The organism is Brevundimonas sp. (assembly GCF_035935935.1).
Lineage (GTDB): Bacteria > Pseudomonadota > Alphaproteobacteria > Caulobacterales > Caulobacteraceae > Brevundimonas.
This window is the reverse complement of sequence record NZ_DASYWO010000011.1, coordinates 1-21,531: the sequence shown is the minus strand read 5'-3', so window position 1 is coordinate 21,531 and position 21,531 is coordinate 1. Positions and strand designations below refer to the sequence as shown.

Genomic DNA, 21,531 nt, shown 5'->3' with positions numbered 1-21,531 from the left:
CGGGGTAGCAGCCCGCGCCGCGCCGCGAAAGTCAGCCCGCCCTAGACGTCCGCCACTTCGTGAGCCGCTCCAGCAGCGGCGTCGCGGTGACCCCGTGAACGATGATCGACGCCAGAATGATGAAGCCGATCACCGCCCACAACCGCTCGCTGTCGCCGAAGCGGCCGTGGTTCAGCGCGTAGGCGACGTAGTAGATCGTGCCCACGCCGCGGATCCCGAGGAAGGCCAGCAGCACCTTCTCGCGAAACGGCTGCGGCGCGCCGATCAGCGACAGCAAGCCGGCCACAGGCCGCACGACGAACAGGATCACCAGGCCGACCGCCGCGTCGATCCAGGTCAGACCGGCCAGCAGCCCGTTGGCGATCGCCCCGCCGAACAGCACAAGGAGCAGCATCATCAGCAGCCGCTCGATCTGGTCCGACAGGTCGTGCATCTCCTCGTGGAAGTCATGGTCCCGTTCCCAGTTGCGCATGGTCACGGCGGCGGCGAACACGGCCAGGAAGCCATAGCCGTGCGCCAGTTCCGTCGCGGCGTAGGCGATGAAGGTCGCGGCCAGCGCGATCAGCCCGTCGCCGAGATGCGACAGCTTCCGCTTCGAATCCCGGAACAGCATCCAGCCGAACGCGGCCCCGACCAGCCAACCCGCGCCGACGCCCGCCAGGATCTTCCACCCCAGCTTGACCAGACCCCAGTCCAGCAGCGCCTGTTGCGACGCCAGACCGCCCAGCGACGCCAGGATGGCCAGATGCACGAAGGGAAAGGCCAGGGCGTCGTTCAGACCCGCCTCGGACGTCAGCCCGAACCGCACCTCGTCCTCCTCGCCCGAGCCGGGCGGGCCTACCTGCACGTCGGACGCCAGCACCGGATCGGTGGGGGCCAGGGCCGCGCCGAACAGCAGCGCCATCGGCAAGGCGAAACCCAGCCCCCATATGCCGAGGGCCGTTCCCGCCGCGATCGTCACGGGCATGGCCACCGCCAGCAGCCGCCACGTCACGCCCCAGCGCTTCCACCCGATCTTGCGATCCAGCTTCAGTCCGCAGCCCATCAGGCTGATGATCACCACCGCCTCGGTCAGCTTTTCGGTGACCGTGTCCCATGTCCGGGGATCGGGATCGAAGGCCAGAAGCCCGGACGAGAAGATCGCCACACCCAGCGCCACGCAGACGATGGCCAGCGTCAGCGGCAGCCGCTTCAGCCCCACCGGTGCCCAGCTGACGAGCAGGATCACCAGTCCGAGCCCCAGCAGGAACAGGATGTAGGGATCGGCGGTCAGCGCGCGCTCCATCAAGGTCGGCTTGAAGGCGTAGGATCACATCGGGTTCCCCACAAGGTCCCTCAGACGGTCCGGGATTGTGACGATCGCTCCGTAAGCTGATCTACTTTGCTGTTTTCATTGAAAAACTTTCACGCTGCGCCAACTGCTTGTTAAGCGGCCGGGCCTAACCCTCCGCAAGGGCCGCGTCTCGGGCCCGGGAGGCTTCATGGCGCGCATCGGCGACTACATCGAAGCGGCGGAGCCGGTCGGGCCGGATACGCGCGGGGCCGAGGTGTACGAGCGGTTTCTGGCCGAGCCCAACACCCTGGTCATCGCCGTGGTCGATCCGGAGCGGCGACCGCTGGGGCTGATCGAGCGCAACGCCTTCACCCTGACCATGGCCGGCGCCTTCGGCCGGGAGCTCTACGCACGGCGCCCGGTGTCGGCGCTGATGAACGACCGGCCCTCGATCGCGCGCGCCGAGGACGGCGCCGAGGCCTTCTTCTCGACCGTCGATTCCGGCGAAGCGGCGTCGCTGCTGGGCGGGTTCATCGCCGTGGACGGTCACGGCCGTTACGTCGGGGTCGGCGCCATCCTTCAGGTGCTTCGCGCCGGCAGCGCCCTGTATCGCCGCCGCGCGGAGGAAATGGGCGAACTGGCGCGCGGCCTGGCGGCCGCCGAGGCCCGCGCACGGGCCTCCAGCCGCGCCAAGTCGGAATTCCTGGCGGTCATGAGTCACGAAATCCGGACGCCGTTGAACGGCGTGCTGGGCGTCGCCGCGCTGATGCAGCGCCTGCTGACGCAGGAGGAGCTGCGGCCGCACGTCGAGACCATCGTCTCGTCCGGCCAGGGCCTGCTGCGCCTGCTGACCGACGCCCTGGACATGTCGCGCGCCGAGGCCGGACTGCTCGCGCTCGAACCCGCGCCGCTCAGCCTGTCCGAGCTGGCCGGCGACCTGGACCGGCTGTGGCGCCCCCGTGCCGAGGAGAAGGGGCTTTCGCTGGACGTCGACGCCCAGGTCGACGTGCGCGACGGAATGCAGGCTGACGGCGTCAGGCTGAAGCAGCTGTTCAACAACCTGATCGGCAACGCGATCAAATTCACCGAAGCGGGCAGCGTGCGGGTGACCCTTGTGGCCGAGCCGGTCGGCGACGACGTACGCCTGACCGCCACGGTCGACGACAGCGGGCCCGGCGTTCCGGAAACCGCCGCGGCGACCATCTTCGAGCCGTTCAACACAGGCAATGCGGGTCGATCCAGCGCCGGCGCCGGCCTTGGGCTGGCCATCTGCCGCCAGATCGTGGATCGGATGGGCGGATCGATCGCGCTGGCGACCAGTCCCTCGGGCGGGGCCCGCTTCGTCTTCTCGGTCTCTGCCCCTGCGGTGGAGGTGGAGGCGGCCAGCGAATCCACCATGGCCGCGCCGACCCCGCACGAGACGATTCACGTGCTGGTCGCCGACGACAACGCCACCAACCGCTTCCTCGCCGTCAGGCTGCTGGAGATGTTCGGCTGCACCGCCGACGTGGTCGAAGACGGCGCAGCCGCGCTGCAGGCCGTTCAGGTCCGGCCGTACGACCTCGTCCTCATGGACATCAAGATGCCGGTCATGGACGGGGTGGAGGCCACGCGCGCCGTCCGCGCCCTGTCGGGGCCCGCGGGCCTTCTGCCCATCCTCGCCCTGACCGCCAATGCCGACGACCGTGACGCCGAGACCTATCTGGCCGCCGGCATGGACGGCGTCGTGCAGAAACCGATCCAGCCGGACGTCCTGCTGGACGCCATCCGCCGTGTGCTGACGCCGCCCGAACAGGCCGGCCGCGCCGCGGCGTGAGGAGTCAGATCTTCGACAGGATCAGCGTGCCGTTCGTGCCGCCGAAGCCGAAGCTGTTCGACATCACGTGCGTCAGCGGCCCGTCCTTGCGGGCGCGCAGGATCGGCATGCCCTCGAACTCGGGGTCCAGGTTCTCGATGTGCGCGCTCTCGGCGGCGAAGCCGTGCTTCATCATCAGCAGACAGTAGATCGACTCCTGCACGCCCGCCGCGCCGAGGCTGTGGCCCGTCAGCGATTTGGTCGAGGAGATCATGGGCAGGTCGTCGCCGAAGACCTCGCGCACCGCGCCCATCTCCTTGCTGTCGCCGACGGGCGTCGAGGTGCCGTGCGGGTTCAGGTAGTCGATCTTCGGATTGCCGGCCATCTCCAGCGCGATGCGCATGCAGCGCGCCGCGCCCTCGCCCGAGGGGGCGACCATGTCGTAGCCGTCGGAGTTGGCGCCGTAGCCGGCGACCTCGGCATAGATGGTCGCGCCGCGCGCCTTCGCCCGCTCGTATTCCTCCAGCACGACGATGCCCGCCCCGCCGGCGATGACGAAGCCGTCGCGGTCCTTGTCGTAGGCGCGGCTGGCCTTCTCGGGCGTGTCGTTGAAGTTCGAAGACATGGCGCCCATCGCGTCGAACATGTTCGACATGGACCAATCGATGTCCTCGCAGCCGCCGGCGAAGACGACGTCCTGCTTGCCCCAGGCGATCTGTTCGGCCGCCGCGCCGATGCAGTGGGCGCTGGTCGCACAGGCCGAGCTGATCGAATAGTTGATGCCCTTCAGCTCGAACCACGTCGCCAGGACGGCCGAGGGGCCCGACGCCATGGCCTTGGGCACGGCGAACGGGCCGATGCGTTTCGGCGAGCCCTTCTCCCTGGTCGTCTCGGCCGCCTGCAGGATGACCTGCGTCGAGGGACCGCCCTCGCCGACGATCAGGCCGATGCGCTCGTCCTTGATCTCGTCGGGCGTCATGCCCGCGTCCTTCAGCGCCTCCTCGAAGGCGATGTGGCCCCATGCCGTGCCGTTTGCCAGGAAGCGGGCGGCGCGGCGATCGACCAGCGGCGCCCAGTCCTCTGCCGTGTGCCCCAGGGCAGGCGGCGCCCAGACCTGCGACCGAAAGCCGTGCTCGGCGTGGTCGGGCGCGAACTTCACGCCGGACTTCGCCTCCCGCAGCGAAGCCGCGACCTCGTCCTGGCCGGTGCCGATGGAGGAGACGATGCCCAGTCCGGTGACGACGACGCGCCGCATGTTTCAGTCCCTTCGGTCTTCGATCGAGCCGTCGCTCTGCGGCGACTGGCCCCTTAACGCGCTCAGTCCTGCCCGGTCGCGCCGAACAGGCCCACCCGCATGTCGGTGGCGGTATAGATGGGGACGCCGTCGGCTTCGAGAACCCCGTCGGCGATGCCCATGACCAGCTTGCGGTTGATCACGCGCTTGAGCTCGATCTTGTAGGTGACCTTCTTCACGTCGGGCAGCACCTGCCCCGTGAATTTCACCTCGCCCACGCCGAGTGCCCGGCCCTTCCCGGGACCGCCGATCCAGCCGAGGTAGAATCCGACCAGCTGCCACATGGCGTCCAGGCCCAGGCAGCCCGGCATCACCGGATCGCCGATGAAGTGGCACTGGAAGAACCAGAGGTCCGGACGGACGTCCAATTCAGCCTCGATGCGGCCCTTGCCGTGCGCGCCGCCCACGTCGTCGATGTGGACGATGCGGTCGAACATCAGCATCGGCGGCGCCGGCAGCTGGGCGTTGCCGGGCCCGAAAAGCTCGCCGCGGCCCGAGGCCAGAAGCTCGTCGTAGGTGTAGCTGGACCGGCGGTTCGCCGGGTCCGACATCGGGGTCGCGGTGCTCATGCGGCGGGTTTGCGCCGCCGGGCGGGCGCGGTCAACCGGCGGCGGGGCCCGCCGGGCGGCGCCAATCGCACTGGGCGCGGGGCGCGGTGCCGAACACCGCACTCTCCTGAACCCAGCCCTTCAGCCGGCCGTCGCGGACCTTGCACCAGCCGTCCTGGCAGTCGTCGGCCGAGATCAGGCTGCGTGGACCCAGCCGTGCCTTGACGGAGGATCCCGCGTCGCGCCCCGCGTGGATCGGGACGGACTCTGCGCCCATGTTGAACACGCGCCGCCGCCCGCTGGTGACGGTGCGATGGATCCACACCACGGATCCCTCCGGATCACAGACCTTCCGCCACTCGCGCGTCTCGGCGATGACCTGCACGGGCAGGCCACGCGCCGTGTATTTCCATAGGATCGGATGGTCCGTTCCCGGGCCGCGGCGGCCATAGACCTCCTTGGAACTCAGGGCGATCCAGCGGGGCACTTCGAAGCCCGTCGGGGTCGGCCGTCCGTCAGGCATGGTCGTCGCCGCCCCCGCCAGCAGCGCGCAGCCGAGCAGCAGCGTCGGACGTTTGATCGCGCCGAGGGCTTTGCTAAGCGTCACGAGCGTCACGTAGCGCTCTCCGGGAAGGGAATCAGCCGCCAGATGTCCGCCCGCAGCCTTAAGGTCACCTTAACCCGCCGGCTGCCGGACGCGGTCGAGACGCGAATGCGCGAACTTTTCGACGCCCGGCTGAACCTGACCGACCGGCCCATGTCGCGGCAGGAGCTGGCGCAGGCCATGGCCTCGTCCGACGTGCTGGTGCCGACCATCACCGACCGCGTGGACGCGGAGCTGATCGACGGCGCGCCCGACACGCTGAAGATGATCGCCAACTTCGGCGCGGGCACGGAACACGTCGACGTGGCGGCGGCCCAGGCGCGCGGCATCCTGGTGACCAACACACCCGGCGTGCTGACCGAGGACACCGCCGATCTGGCCATGACGTTGATCCTCGCCGTCTCCCGCCGCGTGGTCGAAGGCGCTGAAGCGCTGAGGGAAGGCCGGTTCGAGGGCTGGACCCCGACCTGGATGATGGGCCGCAAGTTATGGGGCAAGCGGCTGGGGATCGTCGGCATGGGCCGCATCGGTCAGGCGCTGGCCCGCCGGGCCCGGGCCTTCGGCCTGCAGGTGCACTATCACAACCGTCGCCAGCTCAGCGCGATGATCGAAGAGGAGCTGGGCGTCACCTGGTGGGACGATCTGGACGCCATGCTGCCGCGCATGGACGTGATTTCGCTGAACACGCCCGCCACGGCGGAAACCCGGCACATCGTATCCGCCGAGCGCCTGTCGCGGCTGCAGCCCCACGCCATTCTGGTGAACACCGCCCGGGGAGAGCTGATCGACGAGGCGGCGCTGGCGCGGGCCCTGATCGAAAACCGCCTCGGCGGCGCCGGGCTGGACGTGTTCGAGCACGAACCTGCCGTCCACCCCGACCTGTTGCGCCACCCCCGCGCCGTGCTCCTGCCCCACCTGGGCTCCGCAACCGTCGAGTCGCGCCAGGACATGGGCGACCGCGTGATCCTGAACGTCATGACGTTCGCCAACGGCCACCGCCCCCCGGATCGTGTGCTGACCTAGGCTCCGCAGACCTGGCAGTGCGGGTCCGCCGCGATCCGCACCGTCCGCGCCGTGCCCGTCAGCCCGTCGAACACCAGCAGCCGCCCGGTCAGCGGCTCGCCCGCGCCGGCGATCAGCTTGACGGCTTCCAGCGCGCTCAGGCTGCCGACCACCCCGGCCAACGCCCCGATCACCCCGACGCGGGCGCAGGTCTCAGCCTCGGGCGGCGCTGCGGGCACAAGGCAGGCCCAGCAGGGCCTACCGGTGAAAACTCCGACCTGACCGCCCCACCGGCCGATGGCCCCGGACACGAGCGGCACGTCAAGCGACAGACAGACGGCGTTGACGGCCCGACGAACCTCGAAGTCGTCGGTCCCGTCGATCACCACGTCGCAGCCATGCAGCAGGCCCTCGGCCGTTTCCGGCGTCAGCGCCTCGCGCCGCGGCTCGATCGTCACGTGAGGATTGAGCGCCACCAGCCGCTCCGCGGCCGCCGCGACCTTGCTCCGGCCCACGTCGGCGGTGGCGAACTGCACCTGACGTTGCAGGTTGGAAAGCGACACGGCGTCGGGATCGATAAGCCTCAGCGCGCCCACGCCAGCCGCGGCCAGATCCATCGCAGCCGGACCGCCGACACCGCCGACGCCGACGACCGCGATCCTCGCGGCTTTCAGCCGGCGCTGTCCCACGCCGCCGACCTCGGCCAGCATCAGGTGCCGCGCGTAGCGCTCGATCTCGTCGTCGTTGAGGCTCACCGCTCCGACATAGGGCGCGGGACCGGCGCCGTCACGCAGCCAGACGTCGTTCCACGAAGGCCTCCGCGACCTCGGCGGTCATCAGGGACAGGCACGGCAGGCTCACGGCCCTCAGGAAAGCCTCAGGGTCGTCGCACAGGGCGATCGCCTCGCCGGTCACGCGGCGCGTCGTCGTCGTGTCGACGAGGATCTCCACATCGGTGTGCCGGGGATCGGCCTGCACGCGGGCCAGCGTCCGGCCGACTTCGTTAGCCGGCCCCTCCAGCGCCTGCAGAATGCGATCGCCGTGCACCACCAGACCGCTGGTGATCTGGTCTCGGCGGTTGTTGCGCTCACCCGCGCCCAGGATATGCGCCAGCGACACGGTGCTGAGCCCGGCTCCGCCGATCGATCGGCTCGTGTAGACGACGCGTCGCAGCATTCCATTTCCCTGAAGGGGATATTCTTGGGTGGAATGTGTCCGTGTAACGGGTTACAGTGGTCGAAATATGACTTATACGTGACGCTGAAATCGCACAGCTTTCGCTTGATGCGCCGCATTTCTGTCGCCATCTGCGGCGGATGACGAGTTCCACAATCTTCCCCGACTGGCACGGCACCACCATTCTGGCGGTGCGCAGGGACGGGCGCACCGTGATCGCCGGGGACGGTCAGGTCTCCATGGGCCCCACCATCGTCAAGGGATCGGCGCGCAAGGTGCGGGTGCTGGCCGGTGGCAAGGTGCTGGCCGGATTCGCCGGGGCCACGGCCGACGCCCTCACCCTGATCGAGCGACTGGAGGCCAAGCTGGAGCAATTTCCCGACCAGCTTGCTCGCGCCTGCGTCGACCTGGCCAAGGATTGGCGGACCGACCGGTACCTGCGGCGGCTGGAGGCGATGCTCCTGGTCGCCGACCGGACCTCCATCTACACCGTGACGGGCGTGGGCGACGTCCTGGAGCCCGAGCACGGCGTCGCCGCGGTCGGATCCGGCGGGAATTATGCCCTCGCCGCCGCACGGGCCCTCCTGGACAACTCCGACCTCGACGCCGAAACCATCGCCCGCAAGTCCATGGCGATCGCGGCGGAGGTCTGCGTCTACACCAACGGCAACCTGACGGTGGAGACGCTGGAGGGCTGAGTCCTACGACGAATTCACCTGACAGTGGGCTCATTTCGCGCCTTCATGGAGGCATGCGCGTCCTCGTCCTGACCCTCGCACTGTCTCTGCCGTCCATGGCGGCCGCTCAGATGCCCGACGCCGCCCCCGTCATCGCGGCCGAACGCGCCTTCGCGGCCGACGGCCGTGCCTTGGGCATCGCGGGCAGCTTCAACAAATGGGCCGAGCCCGACGGGATCGTAATCGCCGCTGGTCGGGCCCAGCGCGTGTCGGCCGTCTATCCGCCGGAGGCGGTGCGCGACCCGCAGGAGCCGCTGCTGGAATGGTGGCCCAACTTCGCGGGGATCGCCGCGTCCGGCGACCTCGGCTTCACCACGGGCGGCGTGGCGGTGAACGGCCAGCGCGCCGGCCACTACTTCACGGTCTGGCGTCGACAGGCCGACGGCTCGTGGCGCTGGGTCTACGACGGCGGCCCCGCCTCTCCGTCCTCGGACGTGGCCGGGCCGGACGCCGATCCCGTCGTTCTGCCGGCATCGCCGGTCGCCCCGATGCCGGCCGACATGGCGGTCCGGTCGGTGCGGGTGAACGAGGAGATGCTGCACATGGGCGCTTCCATGGCCCAGAAGGAGGTCCACCTGACCTGGCTGGCGCCGGACGCGCGCCTCTACGTCGCAAGGCTGCCGCCGGCCACGGATCCGCAGGCGCAGGCCGCGGCTCTGGACGCCTGGCCTCACGGCTTCCAGTTCGGTCCGGCCGAGAACGGCGGCGTCTCCGCCCATGGCGATCTGGTCTGGGGATACGGCCCGGCGCGTTGGGAAGCTGATGGGCTGGCCCGCACCGGTCACTGGGTCCGTCTGTGGCAGCGCCGGCCGTCGGAGCCGGGCGACCGGGTGGGCGAGTGGCGGATCGTGGTCGCCTACCTGATCCCGGCGCCGCCCCCTCCCGCGACGCAGTGAGCGCCCCCATCTGGGGCCCATGACCGACCTTTCCCCCCGCGAGATCGTCTCCGAACTGGATCGCCACATCGTCGGACAGGCCGACGCCAAGCGCGCCGTGGCCGTGGCGCTGCGAAACCGCTGGCGGCGCAAGCGCGTGGATCCCGCCCTGCGCGACGAGGTGACCCCCAAGAACATCCTGATGATCGGCCCCACCGGCGTGGGCAAGACCGAGATCGCGCGCCGTCTGGCGAAGCTTTCGGGCGCGCCATTCCTGAAGGTCGAGGCCACCAAATTCACCGAGGTCGGCTACGTCGGCCGCGACGTGGACCAGATCATCCGCGACCTCGTCGAGGCCGCGCTGGTGATGGTCCGCGATCGCCGCCGTGCCGACGTGCGGGCCAGGGCCGAGGCCGCGGCGGAAGAGCGCATTCTCGACGCCCTCGTCGGCCCCGGCGCCCAGCCGGCCACCCGCGACAGCTTCCGCGCGAAATTGCGCGCCGGCCAGATGGACGACAAGGAGATCGAGATCGCTCTGGCCGACACCGCCTCCCCGCTGCAGGGCATGGACCTGCCGGGCGGCAACGTGGGCATGCTCAACCTGTCGGAGATGCTGGGCAAGCTGGGCGGCGGGCGCACCAGGACCGTGCGCACCACGGTGCGCGACGCCGTCGCCCCCCTGACGTCCGAAGAAGCGGACAAGCTGCTGGATCAGGACAGCCTGACCCGTGAGGCCGTCGCCCTGGCCGAGCAGGAGGGCATCGTCTTCCTGGACGAGATCGACAAGGTCGCCGCCCGGTCCGAGGCCCGGGGCGCCGACGTGTCGCGCGAAGGGGTGCAGCGCGACCTGCTGCCGCTGATCGAAGGCACGACGGTGTCCACCAAATACGGGCCCGTGAAGTCCGACCACGTGCTGTTCATCGCCTCGGGCGCCTTCCACGTCGCCAAGCCGTCGGACCTGCTGCCGGAGCTTCAGGGCCGGCTGCCGATCCGGGTCGAGCTCAAGGCGCTGACGCGCGAGGACTTCGCCCGCATTCTGACGGAACCGGAGGCCAACCTGATCCGCCAGAACGAGGCCCTCATGGCGACCGAGGGCGTCGAACTGAGCTTCACACCGGAAGCGGTGCAGGCCTTGGCCGACGCGGCCGTGGCCGCCAACACGGCGGTCGAGAACATCGGCGCGCGCCGCCTCCAGACCGTGGTGGAGCGCGTGCTCGAGGACCTCAGCTTCACCGCCCCCGACCGATCCGGTCCATTCGTCGTCGACGCCGACCTCGTCCGCTCGCGGGTCGCCGATCTGGCGAAGGACGCCGATCTGGGCCGCTACATCCTCTAGGCGGTCGGCGGCGGCGTGGTCCGCCACCAGCCGGTGACGGCCAGGCGCGGGTCCGGCGCGAAGTCGGCCACCTGCGTCACCAGATGCGGCTGGGGCACGCGGAACACGTTCAGCGTTCCGAATGCGGGAACGAAGGTTTCGGACACCCGGACCCAGTCGTCGAGGAAAGCCAGCAGACCGCCCCACTCCACGCGCCAGCGCGGCGTCAGGTTCAGGACGTAGGCGTACAGCCGCCCGGCGTCCTCGTGGCGGTCGTCGTGCCCGTTCAGGAAGTGACCGGGGAGATAGCGGGTCGCTTGGGCGTCGACGTAGGCGATGCGGTCGTCGCCGGTCAACGACCGGGCCCAATCCAGCCACTCCGGCGCGTTGAACAGGGCGTGCAGGCCGTCCAGCGGCGGCGGCAGCGGCAGCCCCATCGCCCGAGCCTGACCGAGTCGCAGCCGGTCGTAGATGAACTGGAAGCCTTCGCCGGCCTCTTCATGAACCATGGCGATCAGGCGCGCCTTCTCGACCGGATCCTGGGCGTCGAACACCGTGGCCGGAACGTCCGTGCCGAAGGGCGTGCGGATCGCCCGGTTCCAGACCATCTCCGGGGAGGCCAGGGCGTGATGCAGACCCTGCGTCAGCTCCGTCCCCAGCGGCATGTCCACCCGCACGCGACCCGTCTGCGCCAGCCGCGTGATCGCCTCCGCCGGAGGCGGCGTCATTCCACCGTCACCACGATCTTGCCCAGGGCCGACCGGTCGCCCAGCGCCTGGATGGCGTCGGCGGCGCGCTCCAGCGGGAAGGTCCGGCTGACGCGCGGCTTGATCTTTCCCTCGCTCCAGAAGCGCATCAGGTCGGCGACGTTGGCCGCATGACCCGCCGGATCGCGCATCACAGCCGCGCCCCAGAACACACCCACCACCGACACCGACTTCAGCAGCGTGAGGTTCAGCGGCAGGCTCGGTATCCCCGCCGGGAAGCCGACCACCAGGTACCGGCCGCCCCAGTCCATCGCCCGCAGCGCCGGTTCGGCGTAGTCGCCCCCGACGGCGTCGTAGACCACGTCGGCCCCGTCGCGCCCGCTGGCCAGCTTCAGCTCGCCCGACAGTTCCTTCTGCGCGGCCTTGTCCATCGGTCCCGAGGGATAGATCAGGCCGTTGTCGGCGCCGGCCTCCAGGGCGAACTGGACCTTGTCGTTGGTTGAGGCCGCAGCGATGACGTGCGCGCCCATGGCCTTGCCCAGCTCGACCGCCGCCACGCCCACGCCCCCGGCGGCGCCCAGCACCAGCAGGCTCTCTCCCGCCTTCAGCTCCGCGCGGTCCTTCAGCGCGTAATAGCTGGTGCCGTAGGTCATCAGCAGGGCCGCGCCCTCTTCGAAGGACATGCCCGCCGGCATCTTGACCACCGCATCGGCGCGCACCGCGATGCGCTCGACCAGTCCGCCCCAGCCGGGCACGGCGATCACGCGATCTCCGCGCTGCAGCCCCTTCACGCCTTCCCCTACCGCGTCGATGACTCCGGCCACCTCGGCGCCCGGCGAGAAGGGTCGCGGAGGCTTGAACTGATATTTGTCCTCGATGATCAGGGTGTCGGGAAAGTTGATCCCCACCGCCTTAACCTCGATCACCACCTCGCCCTTCAGCGGCGTGGGATCCAGCGCCTCCTCAACGACCAGGGTCTCGGGTCCGCCGGGGGCTTTGGACAGGACGGCGCGCATGGTGATCCTTTGGCTTGCGTCGGGGAGGACGCCGACGCTAACGGTCGCGCACGCTTCCGCATAGGCCCGCTTCCGATGAGGCACGCATGACCCGCCCGGCCCTGATCCTGCACGGAGGCGCCGGCGCGCGACGCAGCAAGGACTATTCGGCCGAGCGCGCCCACATGGGCGAGGTGGTGGCCCGCATGGCCGAGCGGCTGAACGCCTGCGCCGCCGCCCTGGACGTCGCGGTCGAGGCCACCGTGCTGCTCGAGGACTCCGGCCTGTACGTCGCCGGGCGCGGCGGCTCGCCGAACCTCGCCGGGGCCTTCGAACTGGACGCCAGCCTGATGGACGGGGCCACCGGACGCGTCGGCGCCGTCGCCGCCCTGCAGGGATTTCGCAATCCGGTCGTCGCGGCCCGCGCGGTCATGGATCACACACCGCATGTCCTGCTGGCCGGCGAAGGGGCCGCCCGGTTCGCCGGCGAATGCGGTCTGGACCGGATTGAGGACGTCAACGCCTGGTTCACCCGCGCCGGTCAAGGCGAGGACAATCATCCGCCGGGCACGCTGGCGCACGGCACGGTCGGCTGCTGCGTGCTGGACGCGCAGGGTCGCCTTGCAGCTGCCACCTCGACCGCCGGCGTCTTCGGCAAGGCGCCCGGACGCGTCGGCGACAGCCCGGTCGTGGGCTGCGGCGTCTGGGCCGACGCCCGGGTGGCCGTGTCGTGCACGGGTCAGGGGGAATACTTCATGCGCACCGTCGCGGCGGCCCGCGTGGGCTGGTCGGTCGCGGGCGGCGCATCGGTCGACGACGCCGCGCGCGCGGCGATCGACGCCGTGGGGGCCCTCGGCGGCGACGGCGGCCTGATCGCGCTGGACGCCTCCGGCCGCGTGTCCCACCCCTTCAACAGCCAGGGCATGAAGCGCGCCTGGCTGGCGCCGGACGGCCAGATCCACGTGGCCGTCTTCGACGAGGACATGGCCTAGGCGGACAGACAGATCACCTGCGCCACGCGCAGGTCGCGGCGCAGGGCGTCGGCCACGCGCCCGTAGTTGTCGGGCGTGACGGGCTCGCCCAAGGCGGGTTCGTCGGCGTGCTGGATGCCGCGAACGGCCGGCAGGAAGGTGTCGGGGGCGGTCGTGTACACCCGGCCCCGCCGCGGCGCCTCGGCGATGGTCACGCCCACCACATTGCCGAACCGATCCAGCGCCGGCGCGCCGGACAGGCCCGAAAGCGTTCCGCGAAGGCCGTCGGTGCGCGCGATCTCCGCCCACGCCAGGACCGGCTCGTCGCGGGCCCCGCGGCCGCGCACCTTGAACGTCTCGCGCCCCAGCAGGCGGGTCGTCACCTCGCCCGGCCGGCCCTGCGGAAACCCGGGATGAAACCCCCGTTGACCCACCCTCAGCGGCAGGTCGACCGGGACGTGCAGCGCGGGGGGGCCGCCGTCGGTCAGCAACAGCGCCACGTCCGCCCGGGGAGCCAGGCGGACGTCGGCGGCCACGGCGCGCCCGCCGCCGACCACAATGGCCGGCCTCCGGCAGCCCTCGACCACGTGGCGCGCCGTCACCCAGCGCCCCTCGCCGGCAATGGAGAATGCCGTTCCGGCCGCCGGCTGAAAGGGAATGTCCGGCGCGTTTACCGTCACCGCCGCGTCGAACGGCGTGACGGGCCCCAGCAAGGCGCCTTCCGCCTCTCCGGGGGGCGGCGGCGCGGGCGGCGTGTAGACGTCCTCGCGCACGGAGGCCGCGGCCACGGCCAAGGCGCCTATGACCGAGGCGTAGACCAACCAGTCGGGAAGCTTCATCGGTTCAGGCGGACAGCGCGGCGGCCAGGATCAAGGCCGTCGCCAACTTCGCGCCCACCAGCAGCACGGCGGCCGAGACCTCTCCCTCGCGAATCCGCTGCGGCAGGCCGGTCAGGATCATGTCCACGACCCGGAAGGCGAGCAGCTGAATCACCACCGTGGCCAGTCCCCACAGGCCGATTTCGCGCAGGGAGGTCGACGCCGTCAGCGACACCGCAAGCGGCACGGCCAGGCCCACGAGCACACCGGCGAAAGCCACCGCCGCCGCGGCGTTGCCCTCGCGGATCAGCTCGATTTCCTTCCACGGCGTAAGGGCGACGTAGATGATCGCGCCCAGCACCAGCAGCCCCAAGGTCGCCGCGAGATGTAGCAGCATGGTCGGGAACCCGCTCGCGAAGGCCTGAACCTCGGCGCTTGCGAGCAGATCGGAGAGGAAGGATTCCATCAGGACGCGAGCCGGCGGCGCCCCATGCGCCTGGTCCGGACATGCCTCAATCGCGCCCCAATCCGCAAGCGCAGGGGGGACACACCCGGTGACGGATGATTACAGGGGGCGGACGATCAGGCCGCCTCGGCGCCCGCGTCCCGCTCCGCCTGCCTGAGCGCGCTGGCCCGGACCTTTTCGCTCTCGCTCTTCAGCTGCCCGCAGGCGGCCAAGATGTCGCGGCCGCGCGGCGTGCGGATGGGGCTGGCGTAGCCGGCGCGGTTGAGGATGGCGGCGAACGCCTCGATCGTCTTCCAGTCAGAGCACTGGTAGTCCGTCCCCGGCCACGGATTGAACGGGATCAGGTTCACCTTGGCCGGGATGCCCTGGATCAGCTTGACCAGCGCCCGCGCCTCCTCGGGGCTGTCGTTGACGCCTTTCAGCATCACGTATTCGAACGTCACCCGACGCGCGTTGCCCAGACCCGGATAGGCGCGGATGCCGGCCATCAGTTGGTCCAGCGGATATTTCCTGTTCAGCGGCACAAGCACGTCGCGCAGGGCATCGTTGGTGGCATGCAAGCTGATCGCCAGCATGGTCTGGGTCCGCTCACCCAGCGCCTGAAGCTGCGGCACCACGCCGGACGTGGAAACCGTGATCCGGCGCCGCGACAGGGCGATGCCCTCGTTGTCCGAAATGATGTCGACCGCATCGGCGACGTGGTCGAGATTGTAGAGCGGCTCGCCCATGCCCATGAAGACGATGTTCGACAGGCGACGGTCTTCCTTGGGCGACGGCCATTCGTCCAGGTCGTCGCGCGCCACCTGCACCTGGGCCACGATCTCGGCCGCCGTCAGGTTGCGGACGAGCTTCTGCGTGCCGGTGTGGCAGAAGCTGCAGTTCAGCGTGCAGCCTACCTGCGAGGACACGCACAGGGCGCCGGCGCGCCCCACGTCGGGGATGTAGACGGTTTCGATCTCGATCCCGGGCGCGGTGCGGATCAGCCACTTGCGGGTGCCGTCCTTCGACACCTGCCGCTCCACGATCTCGGGCCGCGCCAAGGTGAAGGCTTCGGTCAGCTTCGCCCGCGTTTCCTTGGCGACGTCGCTCATCTGGGCGAAGTCGGTCACGCCGTAGTGGTGGATCCAGCGCCACACCTGCGACGCCCGCATCTTCGCCTTCTCGGGCGGACAGATGTCCGCGTCGATCAGCGCCTGACGCAGGCCCTCGCGCGTCAGACCGGTCAGGTTGACGGGGGCGGCGGGCGCAGGCGACGCGCGCGTCAGGTCGAGGGTCAGGCTCAAGAGAGATCGATCCGCGTTCGGAAAGGCGTGGGGAATGTCGGGGTTATAGCACGAAAGGCGGCGAACGCGTGGCCTCAGCCGTCGAGGCGCTTCAGCGCGTCTTTGGCAAGTTCGTGGTGCCTCTTGCGGACGTTTGCGCCCAGCGTCGCCAGCAGGGCGGCGATCACCGCCGCGTCGTCCGTGAAGCCGATGCCGGCGAAAATGTCCGGAATGGCGTCGATCGGCATGACGAAATAGGCCAGCGCGGCCAGCATGATCCCCTTGGCCGCCGCCGGCGTCTCCGGATCGCGGGCTGCGTACCAGACCGACAGGGCGCGATCGGCGAAGGGGACGCGGGTGGCCACGCGCCGCATCTTGGGCCAGAAGCCCCGCGTCACGCGACGCTCGTTGACCTTCTGCACCGAGGGCACCAGCGCCCGCCTGGGGTCCAGCACCTCATCCGGATCGATCGGTTTGGCATCGGCGGGCATGGCCGCTAAACCCTCGCGCAACTCAACGGTTCAGCCAACATAGGGACTGCCTCCATGAAACTCGACGGGTCGATCGCGGCGGTGGTGACGGGCGGAGCTTCCGGTCTGGGCGAAGGCACGGCGCGGGCGCTGGCGGACAAGGGCGTGAAGGTGGCCATCTTCGACCTGAACGCAGAGCGCGGCGAGCAGGTCGCGTTCGAGATCGGCGGCGTCTTCTGCGAGGTGAACGTGACCAGCGACGAGAGCGTCGCCGCCGGCTTCGCCAAGGCCCGCGCCGCGCACGGTCAGGAGCGCCTGACCGTCAACTGCGCCGGCATCGCCACCGGCCAGAAGACGGTGTCGCGCAATCGCGAGACGCAGGAGCCGCGGGCCCACGACATGGCGCAGTTCGAGCGGACCGTCTCGATCAACCTGTTCGGCACCTTCCGCGTGCTGTCGCAGTCGGCGGCAGGCATGGTGACGCTGGACCCGCTGGAGGACGGCGAGCGTGGGGCCATCGTCAACACGGCCTCGGTCGCGGCGCAGGACGGCCAGATCGGACAGGCGGCCTATTCGGCCTCCAAGGGCGGCGTCTACGCCATGACGCTGCCGGTCGCGCGGGACCTGATGAACGAGGGCGTGCGGGTCAACACGATCCTGCCGGGCATCATGTGGACGCCGATGATGGCCGGCATGGACCAGAAGGTTCAGGACGCCCTGGCGGCCATGATCCCCTTCCCCAAGCGGCTGGGCACGCCGGCGGACTATGCGGCGCTGGCGATCCATCTGGCCGAAAACGTCTACATCAACGGCGAGTGCGTGCGGCTGGACGGCGCGATCCGGCTGGCGCCGCGCTGATCAGTCGACGACGGTGAAGCGCCGGGCGTCGAAGACGCGCAGGACGGGCTCAAGCTCGCGGCCCCGCTTCAGCACCTGACCGCCCGAGCCGTAGACGGCCCACTGGCCTTGCCGGCGCTGCAGGGAGGGGCGCTTCTCGATGCGATACAGCGGCGCGTCGCCCGACCGATGGAAGATGGCGAACTCCGCCGCGTCCTCGTGGCCGAGCACCGAATAGTCGCGCCACTGCCCGGCGGCGACGCCGCGCCCGTAGACCCGCAGGATGCGCTCAAGTTCGCGGCGGTCGAAGAAGACCGGACCGGCCTTCGGATCGGGCAGGGCCTCGAAGCTCATGCAGGGAGAGTGGGGACGATTCCGCCCCGGCGCCAGCCCTTCTCCCGAGACACGAAATGGCCCCGTTTCGGACTTTCACGCGCCGCGTTGGCCGATGAAGGTCCTCTCATCGGCTCGCCGGGGTTCGGAGTGAACCTGGATCCTGAACAGCCCCCCCAGCCCCCCGGTTCATTCCGCTACGGGCTCCGGCGGGCCGATGCTTCCTCCAAGCGAGACGTCCGCCCCGCCACCCCTCCCCCTCTAGGCGGCGGCGGGCGTCTTCGTTTCGGGCTCCTTCAGATCGTGATCTGGACGTCCTCGCCGCCGCGCCGGACCGTGAGGGCGTGCGTGCCGTCGGCTTCCAGCCGGGACGCGGACGACAGATCGGCGACCGGCGTGCCGTCGACGGCGACGATCACGTCCCCGGCGCGCAGCGCGCCTGCCGCGGCGGCCGATCCGCTCTCGACCGACTCCACCAGCAGGCCGGCGACGTCGCCGGACGCGACGGCCAGGGTGGCGCCGCGCGCGACCACCCGGTCGGCGCCGACGACGATCGCGCCCGGCGCGGACATGCGCACCTGCACCTGACCCGACATCTCGACCCCGTCGCGCAGCCACACGACCGACAGACGGGCGTCGGGGGCGGCGACGCCGACGGTGGCCAGCACGGAACCGGCGTTGGCGACGGGGCGGGAGTGGATGCGCGTGATCACGTCGCCGGCGCGCAGACCCGCTTGCTCGGCCGGCGAGCCCGGCGCCACGTCCAGCACCACGGCGCCGCGGACGATGCCCAGACCCAGTTCCCGCGCCCGTTCGGCCGTCAGCGAGCCGAGCACGGCGCCGATCTCGCCGCGGCGCACCTCGCCGAATGCACGCAGCTGGCCGACCACGACCATCATGATGCGCGTGGGCACGGCGAAGGCGATGCCGTCGTTGCCGCCGCCCCCGCCGGACAGGATCGAGGTGTTGATGCCGATCAGCCGGCCGCGGCTGTCCAGCAGCGGTCCGCCGGAGTTGCCGGAGTTCACCGCCGCGTCGGTCTGGATGTAGTCCTCGACCGCGTCGCCGAGGCCGGACCGGTTCAGGCCGGAGATGACCCCCATGGTGACCGTCTGGTCCAGACCCAGCGGATAGCCCACGGCGAAGGCCACGTCCCCGGTGCGCAGGGTGTCGCTGTCCACGATCTCGACCTGCATCAGGTTCGGCGCGTCGATCCTGAGCACGGCGATGTCCGTGGACTTGTCGGCGCCGATCAGGGTGGCGTCCACCAGACGGCCGTCCAGCATGTCGACGGTGAATTTGGTGCCGTTCTCCACCACGTGCTGGTTGGTGACGACGATGCCCTGACGGGCGTCGATGATGACGCCGGACCCGGTCGCGATGATCTTGGGATCCCGACTGCCGGAAGACGGGCCTTCGGACTGTCCCAGCGTCGTCACCTGCACCACGGCCGGGAGCGACTTCTCGAGCCCCGCGGCGAAGGTGAACACCCCCCGTTGGGCGTCGTACGGCGCGGGCGCCGACTGGGCGTGGGCCGCCGCGGCGGGCAGGGCGGCGCCCAGGGTCAGGGCCATGCCAAGCGAAAGGCGGACGGTGCGACGCATGCGGAATCCTCTGTTCGCCCCCACGCTAGCGCGAGAAAGTCGCCGTGACGACCGTGCCCGGATCGGCGGAGCCGACGTCCAGGGTCGCCCCGTGCCGCCGCATCACCGCCCGCACGAAGGGCAGGCCCATGCCATGGCTTTCGGCGCCGCCGGCGGCCTGCGCGCCGAAGCCGGGGCCCTGATCGGCGACCGTCAGGACCACGCCGTCGCCCTGCGTCCTCGCCGCCAGCGTCACCACGCCGCCGTCGGGCGAGAACTTCACCGCATTGTCGGTCAGGTTCACCAGGGCCCGCTGGATGAGGGAGCGGACGCCGAGGATGGCGCAGGGCCCGGCGTCGACGACGACGGCGACGCCGCGGGCATCGGCGAGCGGCTCGTAGAGCTCCGCGACGGCCCGCAGCAGCTGGGCCACATCGATCCGTTCGAACGCCCAGGCCTGGCCGTCGCGCAGCATCAGGGTTTCGGCCATGGCCTGGCTCAGCCGATCGAGGTCGGCGCGGGCCTCGGCCAGCAGACGGCGACGCTCGGCGGCGGTCGACGCCTCCTCCAGCGACTCCAGCCGCGCCGTCGCCCGGGCCAGCGGGGTGCGGAAGTCGTGGGCCAGCTGGTCGGAGGAGTCACGAAGCCACGACATCAGGTCGTCGAGCCGGTCCAACGTGCGGTTCACGTGGCGGGTCAGCTCGTCGAGCTCCGGCGCGACCCCCTCCTCCGGCGCGCGCCGCGACAGGTCGCCGACGGCGGCGCCTTCAAGAGCCTGACTGACGGCGTCGAGGCCGACGGACAGGCGGCCCCGGGCGATCACGGCGCCGGCGAGGGCGGTGATCAGGATCAGACCGGCGGCCCCGGCGACGCTGACGACCGCCCAGATCCAGGCCTCGCCCATGGGGGCCACGACCCGTCCCACGCGGATGTCGAGAGCGCCGACGGACTTGGCCACGACCACGACGTCCACGGCCCGCCGCGGACACAGCTCTCCGGGCGCCAAATGGACGGCCCAGACGTCGTCCCCGAGCGCCGGCAGACGGGTGGCGGGAGCCTGCTCCAGCGCCGCCAGCCCGGCCGGCTTGCCGACCGGGGCGCGGATCAGGCGCACGCCGGCGCCGCCGCGACCGGTGCGGCAGGTCTCCTCCAGCGTGACGTCGTTCTGGGCGGCGGCGGGGCCGTCCTGAAAGGCGGCGAGCCAGGTCGAGAAATAGGCCGCGTCCGCCGCCGTCACGGAGCCTTCGGCGAGGCCGGCGTCGGCGCCCAGCTTGGACGCCATGGCGGCGTAGTCGGCCAGGGCGGACAGTGCGGCCTGCTTGCGCTGCTCGGCCCGGACCGCCAGACCCGTGACGATCAGGGAGCCGGTCAGGGCCAGCGCCGCCAGCACGCCGACCGCCACCGACAGCTGCGCGAGCGTGCGACGGCCCAGCCAGGCCCGGAAGCGCGTGCCGATCACCTAGGATGCGGGCCCCAGGTCGCGGAACACGAGGCTCTGGCTGCGGGCGGAGACGATCAGGGGGTGCATCTCGTCCGGCACCTCCGGGCACTGCTCCTTGAGCCGCTTGCGCAGGGCCGAGATGCGGGCGTCGATGATGTTGACGAAATTGTCGGGCAGGAAGTTCCACTCCACCCAGCAGCGGTCCCACAGCATGGTCTTGGTGACCGGCTGGCCGCGGGCGCCCATCAGTTCCGAGACGATGGCGAACTCCAGCGGGGACAGGTCGATCACGCGGTCGCGGCACTTGAGGGTGCGGGCGCCCGGCGAGAGGCGGAACGGGCCGTTGACCAGCTCGGACGGCGCCGCGGGCGCGGCCTTCGACGAGCGGCGCAGCTGTGCGGCGATGCGGGCCAGCAGCTCCTCGTCGCCCACCGGCTTGGCCAGGTAGTCGTCGGCGCCGGACAGCAGGCCGTCGACCTTCTGCCGCTCGCCGCCCAGCGCGGTCAGCATGAGGGCCGGAGCCTGGGCCGAGGGTCCCGACGAGGCGCGCAGGCGCTTCAGCGTCTCCAGCCCGTCCAGCCCGGCCGTCAGGCGGTCGAGGATCATGACGTCGTAGGCGTGGTCCGCCGCGGCGCCCAGCGCGCCCTCGCCGGCGTCGAAGCGGTCGACGCGCGCGAACCCCGCGCGCCGCAGCCGCGCCTCGACGTGCTCGGCCAGCGCGGGGTCGTCCTCCAGCAACAGGGCCGAGCGGCCCGCGAAGACAGCGCCCAGCTGGGCGAAGGCGTCGTCCTCGATCGCGGCGTCGGTCATCACGGCACTCCCCTGCGCCGGCCGACGATGGCGCGGGATGGCCACACGGGCAAGCCGACGGTTCCTGACACGGGTCGGCGCCCCGTCGCTTTCGCGCGGAGTTGGAGGGCGGGCGGAGCGCCGGGCGCGAAGCCCGGATGCAGAAAGAAAATACCGTTTCGGCTTCGCGTGACGCTCCGCGCGCGTGGTTTTCCGGAAGCCCGCGTCGGGTGGCGCTGT

The 21,531-nt window shown here is 70.7% G+C and carries 23 protein-coding genes; 7 read left to right on the top strand and 16 right to left on the bottom strand.

Going from position 1 to position 21,531, the window contains the following annotated elements; genetic code table 11:
- Window positions 1-31: 31 nt before the first annotated feature.
- Entirely contained in the window at window positions 32-1,285 is a 1,254-nt protein-coding gene (locus VGR32_RS11405; RefSeq protein ID WP_327450739.1) for a cation:proton antiporter, read from the bottom strand.
- A 196-nt stretch (window positions 1,286-1,481) separates the two neighbouring features.
- On the opposite strand from VGR32_RS11405, the gene VGR32_RS11400 reads away from it, so the two are divergent.
- Window positions 1,482-3,089, top strand: coding sequence for an ATP-binding protein (locus VGR32_RS11400; RefSeq protein WP_327450737.1), 1,608 nt, complete (start codon window positions 1,482-1,484; stop codon window positions 3,087-3,089).
- 4 nt (window positions 3,090-3,093) lie between these two features.
- Here the strand turns inward: VGR32_RS11400 and fabB are convergent, their stop codons facing one another.
- The 3 genes from fabB to VGR32_RS11385 form a co-directional block, all read right to left on the bottom strand.
- Complete coding sequence (gene fabB / locus VGR32_RS11395; protein ID WP_327450735.1) at window positions 3,094-4,323, bottom strand: beta-ketoacyl-ACP synthase I; 1,230 nt, start codon at window positions 4,321-4,323, stop codon at window positions 3,094-3,096.
- Between the two features lie 62 nt (window positions 4,324-4,385).
- On the bottom strand, window positions 4,386-4,913 hold the full coding sequence (gene fabA / locus VGR32_RS11390) for a 3-hydroxyacyl-[acyl-carrier-protein] dehydratase FabA (protein ID WP_327451011.1): 528 nt from the start codon (window positions 4,911-4,913) through the stop codon (window positions 4,386-4,388).
- A 49-nt stretch (window positions 4,914-4,962) separates the two neighbouring features.
- Complete coding sequence (locus VGR32_RS11385; RefSeq protein WP_327450733.1) at window positions 4,963-5,517, bottom strand: SH3 domain-containing protein; 555 nt, start codon at window positions 5,515-5,517, stop codon at window positions 4,963-4,965.
- A 42-nt stretch (window positions 5,518-5,559) separates the two neighbouring features.
- Between VGR32_RS11385 and VGR32_RS11380 the strand changes: the two genes are divergently transcribed.
- Window positions 5,560-6,537: a D-glycerate dehydrogenase gene (locus tag VGR32_RS11380; protein ID WP_327450731.1), complete on the top strand. Its 978-nt coding sequence runs from the start codon at window positions 5,560-5,562 to the stop codon at window positions 6,535-6,537.
- On the opposite strand, the gene VGR32_RS11375 is transcribed toward VGR32_RS11380, so the two are convergent.
- Together VGR32_RS11375 and VGR32_RS11370 are read right to left on the bottom strand one after the other, a co-directional pair.
- The gene (locus tag VGR32_RS11375; RefSeq protein WP_327450729.1) at window positions 6,534-7,271 is read right to left on the bottom strand and encodes a HesA/MoeB/ThiF family protein; all 738 of its coding nucleotides are present in this window, start codon (window positions 7,269-7,271) and stop codon (window positions 6,534-6,536) included. The genes VGR32_RS11380 and VGR32_RS11375 overlap by 4 nt on opposite strands.
- A 31-nt stretch (window positions 7,272-7,302) precedes the next feature.
- Window positions 7,303-7,692, bottom strand: a complete 390-nt coding sequence (locus tag VGR32_RS11370; protein WP_327450727.1) for a BLUF domain-containing protein — start codon at window positions 7,690-7,692, stop codon at window positions 7,303-7,305.
- A gap of 140 nt (window positions 7,693-7,832) precedes the next feature.
- Between VGR32_RS11370 and hslV the strand changes: the two genes are divergently transcribed.
- From hslV to hslU, 3 genes are read left to right on the top strand one after another with little or no spacing between them, the layout of a single operon-like run.
- The gene (gene hslV / locus VGR32_RS11365) at window positions 7,833-8,390 is read left to right on the top strand and encodes an ATP-dependent protease subunit HslV (RefSeq protein ID WP_327450725.1); all 558 of its coding nucleotides are present in this window, start codon (window positions 7,833-7,835) and stop codon (window positions 8,388-8,390) included.
- A 53-nt stretch (window positions 8,391-8,443) separates the two neighbouring features.
- Complete coding sequence (locus VGR32_RS11360) at window positions 8,444-9,325, top strand: hypothetical protein (protein ID WP_327450723.1); 882 nt, start codon at window positions 8,444-8,446, stop codon at window positions 9,323-9,325.
- A gap of 19 nt (window positions 9,326-9,344) precedes the next feature.
- Window positions 9,345-10,640: an ATP-dependent protease ATPase subunit HslU gene (gene hslU, locus VGR32_RS11355; protein WP_327450721.1), complete on the top strand. Its 1,296-nt coding sequence runs from the start codon at window positions 9,345-9,347 to the stop codon at window positions 10,638-10,640.
- Here the strand turns inward: hslU and VGR32_RS11350 are convergent.
- A complete protein-coding gene (locus tag VGR32_RS11350) occupies window positions 10,637-11,347 on the bottom strand; it encodes a 2OG-Fe(II) oxygenase (RefSeq protein ID WP_327450719.1) in 711 nt (236 codons plus the stop codon). The genes hslU and VGR32_RS11350 overlap by 4 nt on opposite strands.
- A complete protein-coding gene (locus tag VGR32_RS11345; RefSeq protein ID WP_327450717.1) occupies window positions 11,344-12,342 on the bottom strand; it encodes an NADPH:quinone oxidoreductase family protein in 999 nt (332 codons plus the stop codon). Before VGR32_RS11345 ends, VGR32_RS11350 begins: the two co-directional genes overlap by 4 nt.
- 86 nt (window positions 12,343-12,428) lie before the next feature.
- On the opposite strand from VGR32_RS11345, the gene VGR32_RS11340 reads away from it, so the two are divergent.
- Complete coding sequence (locus tag VGR32_RS11340; protein WP_327450715.1) at window positions 12,429-13,313, top strand: isoaspartyl peptidase/L-asparaginase family protein; 885 nt, start codon at window positions 12,429-12,431, stop codon at window positions 13,311-13,313.
- Here VGR32_RS11340 and VGR32_RS11335 read toward each other — a convergent pair.
- The 4 genes from VGR32_RS11335 to VGR32_RS11320 all read right to left on the bottom strand — a co-directional run bounded on the left by VGR32_RS11335 (window position 13,310) and on the right by VGR32_RS11320 (window position 16,329).
- Window positions 13,310-14,131: a serine protease gene (locus VGR32_RS11335; RefSeq protein ID WP_327450713.1), complete on the bottom strand. Its 822-nt coding sequence runs from the start codon at window positions 14,129-14,131 to the stop codon at window positions 13,310-13,312. The genes VGR32_RS11340 and VGR32_RS11335 overlap by 4 nt on opposite strands.
- 4 nt (window positions 14,132-14,135) lie before the next feature.
- Window positions 14,136-14,576 carry a DUF350 domain-containing protein gene (locus tag VGR32_RS11330; protein WP_327450711.1) on the bottom strand — a complete coding sequence of 147 codons (441 nt, stop codon included), beginning with the start codon at window positions 14,574-14,576 and terminating at the stop codon, window positions 14,136-14,138.
- Between the two features lie 116 nt (window positions 14,577-14,692).
- Window positions 14,693-15,859, bottom strand: coding sequence for a 23S rRNA (adenine(2503)-C(2))-methyltransferase RlmN (gene rlmN, locus VGR32_RS11325; RefSeq protein ID WP_327450709.1), 1,167 nt, complete (start codon window positions 15,857-15,859; stop codon window positions 14,693-14,695).
- Between the two features lie 74 nt (window positions 15,860-15,933).
- Window positions 15,934-16,329, bottom strand: a complete 396-nt coding sequence (locus VGR32_RS11320; protein WP_327450707.1) for a YkvA family protein — start codon at window positions 16,327-16,329, stop codon at window positions 15,934-15,936.
- 54 nt (window positions 16,330-16,383) lie between these two features.
- Between VGR32_RS11320 and VGR32_RS11315 the strand changes: the two genes are divergently transcribed.
- The gene (locus tag VGR32_RS11315; protein ID WP_327450705.1) at window positions 16,384-17,166 is read left to right on the top strand and encodes an SDR family oxidoreductase; all 783 of its coding nucleotides are present in this window, start codon (window positions 16,384-16,386) and stop codon (window positions 17,164-17,166) included.
- Here VGR32_RS11315 and VGR32_RS11310 read toward each other — a convergent pair whose 3' ends face one another.
- The 4 genes from VGR32_RS11310 to VGR32_RS11295 form a co-directional block, all read right to left on the bottom strand.
- Entirely contained in the window at window positions 17,167-17,499 is a 333-nt protein-coding gene (locus VGR32_RS11310) for a DUF2794 domain-containing protein (protein ID WP_327450704.1), read from the bottom strand. It lies immediately after the preceding gene.
- 275 nt (window positions 17,500-17,774) lie between these two features.
- Window positions 17,775-19,082, bottom strand: coding sequence for a trypsin-like peptidase domain-containing protein (locus tag VGR32_RS11305; RefSeq protein ID WP_327450702.1), 1,308 nt, complete (start codon window positions 19,080-19,082; stop codon window positions 17,775-17,777).
- Window positions 19,083-19,107: 25 nt separating this feature from the next.
- Window positions 19,108-20,520, bottom strand: coding sequence for a sensor histidine kinase (locus VGR32_RS11300; RefSeq protein ID WP_327450700.1), 1,413 nt, complete (start codon window positions 20,518-20,520; stop codon window positions 19,108-19,110).
- A complete protein-coding gene (locus VGR32_RS11295; RefSeq protein ID WP_327450698.1) occupies window positions 20,521-21,312 on the bottom strand; it encodes a response regulator transcription factor in 792 nt (263 codons plus the stop codon).
- Window positions 21,313-21,531 lie beyond the last annotated feature (219 nt).